The following is a 12,957-nucleotide window of genomic DNA, read 5'->3' as shown; positions in this document are numbered from 1 at the left end:
GAGCCGAAGCTCCCCACACTGCAAAAGGTTCTAACCTATTGTTGGTTTCAAAAACTCATTCAGAGCCTGCAGTGGTGTCTCTTAGTGTTTGCCGCCTTTACCACCTTTGCCGTGGCCGTCTTTACCAGAGTGCATGTTTTCGAACTTAGCGATTTGATCTTCTGTCAGCAGCGATTTTATATCTTTGTGCATCTGGTCACGCATGCCATCACGCGCATTGGCTTTCATGTTTTCACGCTGCTCTGCCGTTAGGGTCGCTTGCATCTGTTCACGATCCGCATCACGTTTTGTGAACATAGCTAAAAGCTGTGATTGTTGGTCGGCTGATAGATCCAGACGCTGAGTCAGTTTCTCAACACGATCTTCAGCGCTTTTTGGGCCACCTTTACCCCCTTTTTCATGTGCGTATACCGCGCCTGATAGTGCACCGATTGTTAGTGTTACAGCAGTAATTGAAGCGATGATTGTCTTTTTCATGTGAACTCTCCGTTCGTTGTTCGTTTCGATGTATCCATTATTGATGATGGCAATGCTAAGTTGGGTTGCGAGTTCGTAAAGTTGCGTAAAGTTTTGGGAGTTTGACGCAGCCAAGCGTAAACTGGGCCCAAATAGGAGTGAATATGAGCACACAAATACTGTTAGTTGATGACGATCTTGATCTGACGGACATGCTGGGTGAATACCTTGAGAATGAGGGGTTCTCAGTAACCCAAGCAGGGTCAGCAGAGCAGGCTATGGAGCTGTTTGATGCGGGTCGTCAGTTTGATCTCTGTGTGTTCGATATCATGATGCCTGGCCTATCTGGACTTGAGTTGCTGCAGCAGGTTCGTCCTAAGGTCTCTACACCTGTCATCATGTTGACCGGTAAAGGGGATGATATTGATCGCATCCTGGGACTAGAGATGGGGGCTGATGACTACCTGTCTAAACCGGCCAACCCGCGCGAGCTGCTGGCGCGTATTCGTGCCGTGTTACGCAGGTCTGTTCCCGTTAAAGAGGAGACTAACAAACAGACGCTTTCGGTTGGGGCAGTGAATCTTACCCCAGCTCGTCGAGTGGCTTGTGTTGATGAGATAGAGTTACAGCTAACCGCAGCTGAATTTAATGTGCTGGCTTTGTTGATGGAGCGTGCTGGGCAGGTCGCGTCAAAAGAGTGGCTGACCGAACAGGTACTGCACCGCAAATTAACGGCTTACGATCGATCGATCGATGTCCACGTCAGCCGTGTTAGACAGAAGCTTGAGCAGGCAAAGCCTGGCTTAGCCGAGATGATTAAAACAGTCCGTGGTGAAGGCTACCAGATGGTCGTTGGGGTGGAGGGTTAATGCGCTGGTATCAACATCTATTCTGGCGCATCTTCGGCGCCGTCTGGCTGGTCAGCACGCTTGGTATTCTTATCAGCTTGACCCTGTTCATCTCTGTCACTGATACTCCCGATCGCACCGAGAGCCAAAAGCAGAAAGCGACCATCATCGCAGAGCAGTTAATCTCCGATTATCAGTATGGGATGCAACGTAAAGAGCAGCGCCGACGTCTACCGCTTTGGATCTATGAGAAGCGATCCAATCAACTGATCTACTCGTCAGGTAGACGGTCACAACCCAAGGATGCAATGGTGACAGAGATCATCGCTGCTGATGGCACCCCATACCTCGTCTACTTCCCACCCGAACGAAATGAAGAGCTGTTTGAACGGATGTGGGGGTTCTTACTCTCCTTCCAAGTTTTGTGGGTCATTGCGGTCTCCTTTGGCAGCAGCCTTCTGGTCACGTGGTTAGTCGTCAGACCGATTAACGACTTGAAGGGGTTTGTTCGCCGCCTTCATCAACAGGGTAATTTAAGCAGTCGAGCCGAGGGTAAGCTCGTCAAACGAGGCGATGAGCTGGGCCAGCTGGCACGTGAGTTTAACCAGATGGTTGATTACGTTGAGCAGACGCTCGATAGCCAACGGCATCTTCTGCAGGATGTCTCTCATGAGCTACGAGCACCTTTAGCCCGTCTTCAGGCGGCAGCAGGTTTGGCAGAGCAGAAGTGGGGTGAGGATGATCGTACCCTGCAACGCATTAATAAAGAGTGCGTTAAATTAGACGGTTTAATCTCTGAAATACTCACACTGGCCCGAGCTCGAGATGCCGAAGCGACTGCACCAATTTTGGATCTGGCACTGCTGTGTCGGGATCTGGTGCAGGACGCTCGTGTCAGCGGCTCACAGCATCAATTCGACCTATCACTTGATGTCACTGATGGAGCAACCATTCGGAGTGAACCACTGAGTCGAGTCGTCAGCAATCTGTTGAATAACGCCATCAATCACACGCCACAGGGTACGTTGATTAAGGTATCTGTCGCTACCGATAACGGCAGGCTAACGATTCGAGTGGTTGATAATGGACCCGGATTACCAGAATCGATTCTAGATTCGATTGGGCAGCCATTTAGACGTGGGGCCAACTCAGGCGGTTACGGTTTGGGTTTGAGTATCGTGACTCGAGCGACTGAACGCGTCGGTGGGGAGGTTCAGTTCCAAAACCTCGCGCCAACGGGGCTTCAAGTAGATATAAAAATGCCGCTAGCGAACTGATCGGTAGCGGCATTTTTGAAATGGATCGAAGCTTAAAGCGCTTCTGAACCCGTCTCGCCAGTACGAATACGTACCACTTGCTCAACTGGCATAACGAAGATTTTACCATCACCGATCTTGCCAGTATTGGCCGTAGAGCTGATCGCTTCAATGACTTGATCTAGCATGTCGTCGTCGATCGCGACTTCAATTTTTACCTTAGGAAGGAAGTCCACTACGTACTCGGCACCACGGTAAAGTTCTGTGTGACCTTTCTGACGACCGAAGCCTTTAACTTCAGTCACTGTAACACCTTGGATACCAATGTCAGACAGCGCTTCGCGCACATCATCCAGTTTGAACGGTTTGATAACTGCCGATACCAGTTTCATAGTTTCTCCTTGTTGAACTGGGCAGGCAAAACTGTCCCAATTCGCTGTAAATTTTCATCCATTATGTACATGGATGGTTTAACCTTCAAGTTTCCTGATCAACCTGTTTGTCCAGAAACGAAAAAAACCCTACCTGGGGGTAGGGCTGAGAAGAGGGGTGTATCGCTACACCCCGGGTTTCAACAGAAACTGAGTTCCCTATTACTTACGTGAAGTGACGAACTCTGGGTAGGCTTCCATACCACATTCAGAGATATCGACACCTTCGTACTCTTCCTCTTCAGTCACTCGGATGCCCATCACAGCTTTGATGATGCCCCAAACCACTAGGCTGACAACGAATACCCATACGAAGATTGTTAGGGCGCCGATGATCTGGCCAGAGAAAGTAGAACCGTCGTTAGTTACTGGTACCAGTAGTAGACCAAGAAGACCTACAACACCGTGTACAGAGATCGCACCGACAGGATCGTCAATTTTTAGTTTATCCAGCGTTAGGATAGAGAAGACAACCAGAACACCACCGATCGCACCGAAGATGTGAGCTTGTAGTGCAGAAGGGGTTGAAGGCTCTGCTGTGATCGCTACTAGACCTGCTAGTGCACCGTTAAGTGCCATTGTAAGGTCCGCTTTGCCGAACAGTAGACGCGCTGTGATTAGTGCTGCTACTACACCGCCAGCCGCAGCTGCGTTAGTGTTCATGAAGACAACGGCAACTGCGTTTGAGTTCTCAACGTCAGACGTTGCTAGAACCGAACCACCGTTGAAGCCGAACCAACCCATCCAAAGGATGAATGTGCCCAGTGTTGCCATTGGTAGGTTAGCACCAGGGATCGCATTGATCTCACCGTTCTTACCGTATTTGCCTTTACGTGCGCCAAGCATTAGGACACCTGCTAGTGCTGCTGCAGCACCTGCCATGTGGACGATACCTGAACCCGCGAAGTCAGAGAAACCAAGATCACCTAGAGTGTACATGCCGAATACAGCGTTGCCGCCCCAAGTCCAAGAACCTTCCATTGGGTAGATGAAGCCTGTCATCACAACCGCGAACGCTAGGAACGCCCATAGTTTCATACGTTCAGCCACTGCACCCGATACGATAGACATTGCTGTTGCAACGAATACCACCTGGAAGAAGAAGTCAGCTGATGGCGCGTAGGTCCACTCATCGGCAACACCGTCACCCGTGATGCTAGATAGGAAGTAGTCACCGCCGTACATGATCGCGTAACCGCAAACGAAGTACATGATGCAAGAGATCGCGAATAGCGCGATGTTCTTAGTTAGAATTTCAGTGGTGTTCTTAGAACGAACAAGACCTGCTTCTAGCATTGAGAAGCCTGCCGCCATCCACATAACCAGCGCACCACACACCAAGAAGTAGAAGGTATCGAGTGCGTACTTCAGCTGGGTTACATCACCAGCTGTTGTATTCAAAAGTTCTTCCATTGTTATGCCCTCCAATAAGGCCAAAAATCAAAACGTTATAGAGCTTCGTCGCCGGTCTCACCGGTACGGATGCGAACCACTTGTTCAAGCGCTGAAACAAAAATCTTACCGTCGCCAATTTTGCCGGTTTGCGCAGCATTGGTGATCGCTTCGATAACCTGATCTACGATCTCATCAGAGACAGCAGCGTCTAGGCGAACTTTAGGTAGGAAGTCCACAACATACTCTGCACCACGGTAGAGTTCGGTGTGGCCTTTTTGACGGCCAAAGCCTTTAACTTCAGTCACGGTGATACCTTGTACACCGATCTCTGATAGCGCTTCGCGCACGTCGTCAAGCTTGAATGGCTTAATTACGGCTGACACTAGTTTCATCAGATTTCTCCTTAATGTGAAAAGGGAGGATTAATTTTTTCCTGTGAACTCTATTTGCGAAACTTGTGCCAACTTTTAAAAATAACTTATAAAACATTGACTTATAAATTTTTCATGGGTCTCTTTACCGTTTTATCAACCTTTATAGTGCACGCCAGTATGCACCACAAAAGTGCATGCACTACTTTGGTGCGCCATATTGAGGCTAAAATAGTGATCATAGACGCTTGTCTTAAAAGGGTTCTGGTATAGTGCATCTATTGAGACGCATATCGATGTTAAAGGGGGCTGAGATGCTTGATCCTAAGATGTTTGAAAACCTAAGTCAGACGATGACCCAATTCCTTCAGGGTAACTCATCACTTCCAGGTCAGGAGGCGATGCAGCAGCAAATTAAAACTGTACTTCAATCAAGTTTTGCTAAACTGGATTTAGTCACTCGGGAGGAGTTTGACGCTCAGGCCGCTGTACTTCAGCGAACTCGAGAAAAATTAGAGCAGTTGGAAGCGATGGTTGCTGAGTTGGAGTCAAAAGAGTCCTAAAGCAACGCTAGGCCAACTGCAGGACCCAAGGATGGCGTCATGGCATTGGCAACTCTTTATAGCCGAGCTCAGCTCGGTATCGAGGCACCTCGCGTTCGCGTTGAAGTGCACCTTTCAGGAGGCTTACCCTCCTTTGCAATTGTGGGTATGGCAGAGACCGCGGTGCGTGAAAGCCGCGAGCGTGTGCGCAGTGCACTGTTAAACGCCGGCTTTGAATACCCGCAACGACGAATCACCGTTAACTTATCACCGGCCGATCTCCCCAAAGAGGGCGGACGCTATGACCTAGCCATTGCGCTTGGCATTCTGTTGGCATCCAATCAGCTTAAAACAACTCACCTGCAGCAGGCAGAGCTCTACTCAGAATTGGGCTTGGACGGCAAACTGCACCCTATTAGAGGCCTATTTCCGGCCGCCTATGCCTGTGCTGAAGCGGATTCACTGATTGTTATTGCCCCCGATAATAGCCAAGAAGCCTCTCTCGCGGGTGCTAAGCAACAACTTTCAGCTAAGACGCTGTACGATCTATGTCAGGCGTTGAGTGCTGAAAAGCTACCTGAAATAGACCCTCAACCCCCAGTTCATTATCCGCCGAGTTACCCCGTAGATCTTTCAGAAGTTCGGGGACAACCGATGGCCCGTCGTGCCTTGGAAGTGGCCGCCAGTGGAATGCATAACCTGCTTTTGAGCGGTCCTCCGGGCAGTGGTAAAAGTATGTTGGCCCAAGCACTGCCATCGATCCTACCGCCACTTTCGCAATCCAGTTGTATCGAAACGGCCAGTATCTATTCGGTCTCGGGTTTGCCGGTCGAGCGATTGTTTCGGGGTGAACGACCCTACAGAGCACCGCACCACAGTGCATCATCACGGGCGATGGTGGGGGGTGGATCTTCCCCTAGGCCGGGTGAGATCTCACTGGCGCATCAAGGGGTTCTATTTCTGGATGAGCTGCCAGAATTTCCCCGTTCTGTTCTGGAAGTTCTGCGAGAGCCGCTTGAAACCGGTGAGGTCAGTATTTCTAGAGTGGCGGGCACGCTGACCTACCCTGCGCGTTTCTCTTTGATGGCGGCGATGAATCCTTGCCCCTGCGGTTACTACGCTGATGGGACCGAGCGATGTCAGTGTTCTCAGGCTCTAATCGATCGATATCAGGGTCGAGTCTCTGGCCCATTGTTGGATCGATTTGATATGCGTCTGGCTTTGAGTGCGGTGCCCACAGAGGAGCTATTACTGGGCGAATCGCATGAGGAGTGCTCTGACGCAGTTCGTAAGCGAGTTAGTCAGTGTCAGCAGCGACAGTATGATCGGCAGGGCAAGCTCAACTCTGAGCTAACAGGCAGTGAAGTCCAAAAAGAGCTGAATGCTTCAGAGTCATTATCAAAAGAGTTTATGGTGATAGCGACACGCTTACAGCTCTCCGCTAGGGCTTGCCATAGAGCACTTCGCGTGGCTCGCACACTGGCGGATATGAATGCAGATCAGGCGATCGAAAACAGCCACATTATGGAGGCGCTCAGCTATCGACAGCTTTAACTGATGAGCAGATCTTGGGCTTGCTGATGTCAGGGTGTACACTGTGCGCCCTAATATCGAGTCTGCTCATCAAACATGTCACGCCTTAACCCCCGTCAGAAAGAAGCCGTCGAATACATTAGTGGTCCACTGCTGGTATTGGCTGGCGCTGGCTCAGGGAAAACCAGTGTCATCACGCGAAAAATCGCTTATCTCATTGAAGAGTGCGGCATTGAGGCGCGCCACATTGCGGCGGTTACCTTTACCAACAAAGCCTCGCGTGAGATGAAAGAGCGAGTCATGTCGCTGGTGGAGGGTAAAGCGGCACGCGGTTTGATTGTCTCAACCTTCCACAATCTTGGTCTAACCATCTTGCGCCGTGAGCATAAAGCGCTCGGAATGAAGCCAGGCTTTTCGTTGTTTGATGACCAAGACAGTCGCATCTTAATTCGAGATCTTCTAGTCCATCACGATGAGGACACGGATAAGATCAATGTCGTTCAGAGCCAAATCTCCTCTTGGAAGAATGAGATGATCACGCCTCAACAGGCTCTGGAGACTGTCTCAGAGCCGATCGACATTCTCTGCGCCAGAGCCTATGAGGCATATGAGCGCCACCTTCGTGCCTATAACGCGGTCGATTTTGATGATCTTATTTTGGTGCCTGTGCGGCTGTTTGATCAAAAGCCAGAGGTGTTAGAGCGTTGGCAAAACCGCATTCGCTACTTGTTAGTCGATGAGTACCAAGACACCAACTTGTCACAGTACCGTCTAGTTCGACAGCTGGTGGGGCATCGTACAGGTTTAACCGTCGTAGGTGATGATGATCAGTCGATCTACGCATGGCGTGGTGCTCGTCCAGAGAATCTGGCCCAACTGCAGCACGACTTTCCAAGTTTAAAACTAGTAAAGCTAGAGCAGAACTATCGCTCTACAAGCCGCATACTCAAGGCGGCTAACACCTTGATTGCGAACAACCCCCACGTGTTTGATAAGACGCTGTGGAGCGAAATGGGCATGGGTGATCCGCTGCGTCTGATACACCTACCCAGTGAAGATGCGGAGTGTGAGCGCATCGCGACCGAGATTCTGGAACGACACCTGCGAGAGCGCGCACCCTTTAAAGATTTTGCTGTGCTCTATCGTGGCAATCACCAAGCCAGGTTGCTCGAGATTAAAATGCAGAACTTTAAGGTGCCTTATAAGCTCAGCGGCGGCACCTCGTTCTTTGCTCGCGCCGAGATCAAAGATTTGATGGCTTACTTCAAAGTGTTGATCAATCGCGACGACGATAACGCCTTCCTTCGTATCATCAACTTGCCGCGTCGAGAGATCGGACCTACCACACTGCAGCAGCTCGGGGAGTATGCAACCGAGCGACATATCAGCATGTTTGCAGCGGTCGATGAGTTGGGTATCGAGCAGGTTATGAAGCCCAACGCGCTGGCTCGGCTGCGTGCCTTTACTGAGATGATAGAGCGTTTGCACTCACTCTGTTTGGGGTCGGATCCCATTGGGGCGATTCGTGAACTGATCGCCGAAATTGGCTACGAAGAGTGGATTACCGCTAACGCCTCAAGCGATATTGTCGCGGAAAAGCGTATTCAGAATGTCTGGTTCCTAGTCGACTCCCTTCGTGCCTCCTTGGAGCGTATCCAAGAAGATGATCCAGATGCGGGCATTGAAGAGGCGATTGCGCGACTTGTGCTGCTCGACTTGCTAGAACGCCAAGAGGAGGAGGATGACTCCGATCGTGTTCAGTTAATGACGCTACACGCCTCTAAGGGATTGGAGTTCCCCCATGTCTACCTAATGGGTATGGAAGAGGATCTGTTACCGCACCGAAATAGCATCGAGTCGGACACCATCGAAGAGGAACGTCGTCTCGCCTATGTGGGCATCACCCGAGCGCAGCGCACGTTAGCGATGACGTTAGCGAAGAAGCGTAAACAGTTTGGGGAGTGGCAGAGTTGTGAACCGAGTCGATTCCTAGACGAACTGCCCGATGAGGATATTGAGCGTGAAGGGCATGGCGAAGTCGATCCAGAACGAAACCGAGTCAGAGGCAAACAGACCTTGGCTGGATTAAAAAATCTATTGGATGATTTCTGATAGTACACACAAAAACAGCGCCTATAGGCGCTGTTTTTTATCGAGTATCGCTTATTGAGCGATCATGTACTCAATTGATGCTTTGATCTCATCATCAGTACAGTCAGAACATGTACCGCGGGGAGGCATTGCACCGATGCCATTAATTGCATTGCTAACCAAGGTGTCTAGACCTTTAGCATCTAGGCGTGCAGCCCATTCACCAGAGCCGATCTTAGGAGCGCCTAATACACCTGCACCATGACAAGAGTTACATGAAACCGCGACGATATCCGCTGCAGTTCGGGCACCACCCGCTGGTGCTGCAGAAGCTGAACCACAGCTTTCATCACCTTGTAGACACACTTTGCCTACTGGCATTAGACGTTCTGCGATGACATCTTCAGAAGTAACGGCTTGCGCTGATAGAGCTACAAACGTTAGACCTAGAGTACATAGTGCTGTTGAAGCCTTAGAAATGATTGCTTTCATTGGCTGCTCCTCTCTGTATTGAAGTCGGCTCTACTTGCTACCTTGTGGGTAACCTAGACCGAAGGCTAAAAATTCTGCGCGCATTATAACGATTATTAGTTTTATTCGAAATAACGCTATCTTTGGTTCTTATCGTTTTAAGATGTAAGGGGTTGGTATAACTAGCATATAGGGGCAACTTGTGACTGTTTTAGTGCTTTATCGAGGATCAGAGATGATCGGTGGGATTGGCTTTAGACTAAAAGATGAGAAGATTAAAGGTGAAAGGATAAGAGAGCCGAAGCTCTCTTATCCTTATCCTTAGGGACGCACGACTTAGGGTTTAACGGTTGTGAAACCGAGTGTTTCCCAATCCTGCATACCACCACGGTACCACTTGATCTTGTCAGCTGGGTAACCGAAATCAAGCAGCGCTTTGATGTTGGTTGGCGATTGGCCACACCACATACCGTTACAGTACATCACTAGAGTTTTAGCCTTACCGTACTTCCATAGGCCATCAAACTCTTCACCACCGAAATCTTCCACGATGATCTCGCCGATAGAGATAGGGTCTGCCCCTTTACGAGTCGACAGCTTAGTCCATGGAATGTTTACTGCTCCAGGAATCATGCCGCGAGCAGCCCAGTCTGGGGTGCGTGAGTCGATGATAAGGATTGAGTCATCACCTGCAGAGACCGCTTCCATATAGCCGACCATCTCTACTTCACCAATGGTCTCAACACCGGGTGCCAGTACGATTGGCTGAATACAGAATGGCGGACAAGGGCGTGATGTCATTGCGAAAGAAGGGTTCACGGTGTTTTTACTGTCTTGGTTACGCATGACGGTTACTTTTTCACCCTTATGCATGACCTCAGCCGACATTAGGCTGCCAGTGATACCCACAGGCTTGGTTGCTGCAGCCGACTCTGTTTTAGTTGCTGCAGAGTTACAGCCAGCCAGTGTGAGAGCGGCCAGTGACGCGATTAGAATTTTTTTCATTGTATCTTCCTTATTTTTAGGCAAAAAAAAGCGCAGTCGTTAATAACTACGCTTTTTTGTTCAACTAGGTATAAAACCCCAATTAAGGCTTAACAGTTGTTAGGCCAAGGTTTTCCCAGTTCTGCATACCACCACGGTACCACTTGATTTTGTGCGCTGGGTAGCCGAAGTCTAGAAGTGCTTTGATGTTAGTTGGCGACTGGCCACACCACATACCGTTACAGTACATTACTAGAGTTTTAGCGTTACCGAACTTCCAAAGACCGTCGAACTCTTCAGCACCGAATGTGTCAGTGAAGATCTCACCAATAGAGATTGGGTCAGCACCTTTACGAGTTGATAGTGCTGTCCATGGTAGGTTGATCGCACCAGGGATCATGCCACGCGCAGCCCAGTCTGGAGTACGTGAGTCGATGATTAGGATAGAGTCGTCACCTGCAGACGCTTTCTCCATGTAGCCAATCATCTCTACTTCACCAATGGTTTCGACACCAGGTGCAAGTTTCATTGGTTGGATACAGAAAGGAGGACAAGGACGTGAAGTCAATGCGAATGATGGGTTTACAGTGTTCTGGTTGTCAGCGTTACGCTCAACAGTCACTTTGCTGCCGTTGTGCATGACTTCAATCGACAATAGGTCGCCAGTGATGCCGACTGGTTTGTCGTCCGAGTGAGAGCCAGCCATTGAAAGACTCGCCATACCTGTAGCAACTACGCCAACTAGGCCCATTACAAGAGATTTACGGATCATGTTTGATTCCTCAGTGATGTTTCTTTTTTAATAATTATTGAGTGTTGAAATTAATCACACTCTGGTTCTGGCTCACCCTCTGGTACACAAAGTGAACCGTCATCGCAGTAGATAGACTTTGCTTCGCCCTCATCAGCTGCATGAGCTGGTGATACAAATGCGAAAGCCATCATCAACGATGTAAGGATTGCGGCTAGAAATTTAAGATTCATGATGTTCTCCATTTTTAGAAGTATCAGAATTAACTTTGCAGTCAATTTCTGACTTCTCCCATAACAATAGATTGATATTTATCAATTTTCAAAGTTTACGGCCTGAAAACGTATATTGATTAGTAATTAACGTAAATTGTTAAGAGATATCAGTTATTTTCGACGTTGGTCGCACAAGGGAAGTTGTTTAGCATCATCTGAGTGATTGCCTCAGTTCCACTGTCGGGAATTTGGCGGTTCTGCCAATAGTCTAAATAGGTTGAATAGATAACGGCATCCGCATCGGGACGCATAGGAATCACAAAACAGCTACTGGAATCTGTGCTGTGCTTCAGTGCATCGGTCACGCCTAACACATACCCCTGAACGACCATCGACTCCTGTGATAAAGCTTCGTAAATATCACTTCCCGATATAAAGGTGTAGTTATCTGTATCGGCTAATACCGGTGCTGTTACAGACAGGGCCAAGAGCAAAGCGGTTATGTTTGTCATTTTTTCACTTATGAATCTGCGGTCTAAGTTGGTGAAGCCTGGTTCGATCGATACAATAGACGATCAATTAATCAGGATTACTCTAAGCCATGTTCAACGGTTCAGCAAAGCGACTCAATAAATTTATCAGTGAGAGTGGTATCTGCTCTCGACGAGAAGCCGATCGCTTTATTGAACAGGGTAATGTCTTTATTAACGGTAAACGGGCTCAGATTGGAGACCAAGTACACCCTGGAGATCAGGTTCGCGTCAATGGTCAGATGATCGACCCACCAGAGCCCGATGACTTCGTCTTTATAGCCCTGAATAAACCTGTAGGGATTGAATCGACTACAGAGAGCTCACGTCCCAACAATATCGTTGATTTCGTTAATCACGGTGTGCGTATCTTCCCAATCGGCCGTCTAGATAAAGACTCTCAGGGTCTGATTTTTATGACCAATAATGGCGATTTGGTTAACAAAGTCCTGCGCGCGGGTAATAACCACGAGAAAGAGTATGTGGTCACGGTTAATAAACCGATCACTCCGGCGTTCATAGAAGGGATGGCGGGCGGAGTCCCCATTCTTGGCACAATGACCAAAAAGTGCCCCGTGAAAAAGTTAGATACTCGTGTGTTCAACATAACGCTTGTTCAAGGGCTTAACCGACAGATTCGCCGTATGTGTGAACATTTTGGCTATGAGGTCGTAAAGCTAGAGCGTACCCGCATTATGAACGTCGACCTGAAGGGCCTAGCGCTTGGCGATTGGCGAGATCTGACACAAAAAGAGTTAACAACACTGTTAAAATCAGTAGAGCACTCCTCGTCAGAGGCGAAGCCCGGAACACGTAAGTCACGCAGCCCGAACAGATCAAAGCCCTCTCAATCCACACACAAGAAAGGGCATGCAAATCGTAATAGCCACGGAGAGGGTAAAAAACCCAATTCCAACGGACCAAAACGAAATGCTGCAGGCAAACCGATCGTGCGTAAACCAACAACCAAGCATCCTGATCGAGGAGCAAAACGCGGTGGCGCGGCTAAAAGCGGAAAGTCTTCCAGTGGGTCTGGCGGTCGTGCCAGAAAGCGATAACCGATTAGACGGATATCTCCAATAA

15 protein-coding genes are annotated in these 12,957 nt (G+C 49.1%); 6 read left to right on the top strand and 9 right to left on the bottom strand.

The genetic code is table 11. The features are described 5' to 3' along the window. Positions 1-81 precede the first annotated feature (81 nt). The gene (locus tag XMA127_RS10575) at positions 82-477 is read right to left on the bottom strand and encodes a hypothetical protein (protein ID WP_173481900.1); all 396 of its coding nucleotides are present in this window, start codon (positions 475-477) and stop codon (positions 82-84) included. 143 nt (positions 478-620) lie between these two features. Here XMA127_RS10575 and XMA127_RS10570 point away from each other — a divergent pair, with 143 nt between their 5' ends. Both XMA127_RS10570 and XMA127_RS10565 read left to right on the top strand, forming a co-directional pair. After that, the gene (locus XMA127_RS10570; RefSeq protein ID WP_173484163.1) at positions 621-1,325 is read left to right on the top strand and encodes a response regulator transcription factor; all 705 of its coding nucleotides are present in this window, start codon (positions 621-623) and stop codon (positions 1,323-1,325) included. After that, entirely contained in the window at positions 1,325-2,581 is a 1,257-nt protein-coding gene (locus tag XMA127_RS10565; RefSeq protein WP_173484162.1) for a HAMP domain-containing sensor histidine kinase, read from the top strand. The genes XMA127_RS10570 and XMA127_RS10565 overlap by 1 nt, the downstream gene beginning before the upstream one ends. A 32-nt stretch (positions 2,582-2,613) precedes the next feature. Here XMA127_RS10565 and glnK (XMA127_RS10560) read toward each other — a convergent pair whose 3' ends face one another. From glnK (XMA127_RS10560) to glnK (XMA127_RS10550), 3 genes are all read right to left on the bottom strand, one after another. Next, a complete protein-coding gene (gene glnK / locus XMA127_RS10560) occupies positions 2,614-2,952 on the bottom strand; it encodes a P-II family nitrogen regulator (protein WP_173481903.1) in 339 nt (112 codons plus the stop codon). Positions 2,953-3,153: 201 nt separating this feature from the next. After that, complete coding sequence (locus XMA127_RS10555; RefSeq protein ID WP_173481904.1) at positions 3,154-4,404, bottom strand: ammonium transporter; 1,251 nt, start codon at positions 4,402-4,404, stop codon at positions 3,154-3,156. 35 nt (positions 4,405-4,439) lie between these two features. Beyond that, complete coding sequence (glnK, locus tag XMA127_RS10550; RefSeq protein ID WP_173481905.1) at positions 4,440-4,778, bottom strand: P-II family nitrogen regulator; 339 nt, start codon at positions 4,776-4,778, stop codon at positions 4,440-4,442. Between the two features lie 293 nt (positions 4,779-5,071). Here glnK (XMA127_RS10550) and XMA127_RS10545 point away from each other — a divergent pair, with 293 nt between their 5' ends. The 3 genes from XMA127_RS10545 (at position 5,072) to rep (ending at position 8,944) form a co-directional block, all read left to right on the top strand. Further along, positions 5,072-5,320, top strand: coding sequence for an accessory factor UbiK family protein (locus XMA127_RS10545; protein WP_173481906.1), 249 nt, complete (start codon positions 5,072-5,074; stop codon positions 5,318-5,320). A gap of 39 nt (positions 5,321-5,359) precedes the next feature. Beyond that, the gene (locus XMA127_RS10540; protein ID WP_173481907.1) at positions 5,360-6,853 is read left to right on the top strand and encodes a YifB family Mg chelatase-like AAA ATPase; all 1,494 of its coding nucleotides are present in this window, start codon (positions 5,360-5,362) and stop codon (positions 6,851-6,853) included. A 75-nt stretch (positions 6,854-6,928) separates the two neighbouring features. Beyond that, entirely contained in the window at positions 6,929-8,944 is a 2,016-nt protein-coding gene (gene rep, locus XMA127_RS10535) for a DNA helicase Rep (RefSeq protein ID WP_173499183.1), read from the top strand. A 51-nt stretch (positions 8,945-8,995) separates the two neighbouring features. Here the strand turns inward: rep and XMA127_RS10530 are convergent, their stop codons facing one another. The 5 genes from XMA127_RS10530 to XMA127_RS10510 form a co-directional block, all read right to left on the bottom strand. Then, the gene (locus XMA127_RS10530; protein WP_173481909.1) at positions 8,996-9,415 is read right to left on the bottom strand and encodes a cytochrome c5 family protein; all 420 of its coding nucleotides are present in this window, start codon (positions 9,413-9,415) and stop codon (positions 8,996-8,998) included. Positions 9,416-9,730: 315 nt separating this feature from the next. Continuing rightward, complete coding sequence (locus XMA127_RS10525) at positions 9,731-10,399, bottom strand: rhodanese-like domain-containing protein (RefSeq protein ID WP_173499182.1); 669 nt, start codon at positions 10,397-10,399, stop codon at positions 9,731-9,733. An 82-nt stretch (positions 10,400-10,481) separates the two neighbouring features. Next, entirely contained in the window at positions 10,482-11,150 is a 669-nt protein-coding gene (locus XMA127_RS10520; RefSeq protein ID WP_217362111.1) for a rhodanese-like domain-containing protein, read from the bottom strand. A gap of 50 nt (positions 11,151-11,200) precedes the next feature. Beyond that, positions 11,201-11,362 carry a hypothetical protein gene (locus XMA127_RS10515; protein ID WP_173481911.1) on the bottom strand — a complete coding sequence of 54 codons (162 nt, stop codon included), beginning with the start codon at positions 11,360-11,362 and terminating at the stop codon, positions 11,201-11,203. Positions 11,363-11,511: 149 nt separating this feature from the next. Next, positions 11,512-11,856, bottom strand: a complete 345-nt coding sequence (locus XMA127_RS10510; RefSeq protein ID WP_173481912.1) for a hypothetical protein — start codon at positions 11,854-11,856, stop codon at positions 11,512-11,514. An 89-nt stretch (positions 11,857-11,945) separates the two neighbouring features. Between XMA127_RS10510 and rluF the strand changes: the two genes are divergently transcribed. Then, positions 11,946-12,932 (top strand): 23S rRNA pseudouridine(2604) synthase RluF, encoded by a 987-nt coding sequence (gene rluF / locus XMA127_RS10505; protein WP_173482615.1) that lies wholly within the window; start codon positions 11,946-11,948, stop codon positions 12,930-12,932. Positions 12,933-12,957: the final 25 nt, after the last annotated feature.

Source organism: Marinobacterium sp. xm-a-127 (genome assembly GCF_013283425.1).
GTDB lineage: Bacteria > Pseudomonadota > Gammaproteobacteria > Pseudomonadales > Balneatricaceae > Marinobacterium_E.
This window is presented reverse-complemented; position numbering and strand designations above follow the sequence as displayed.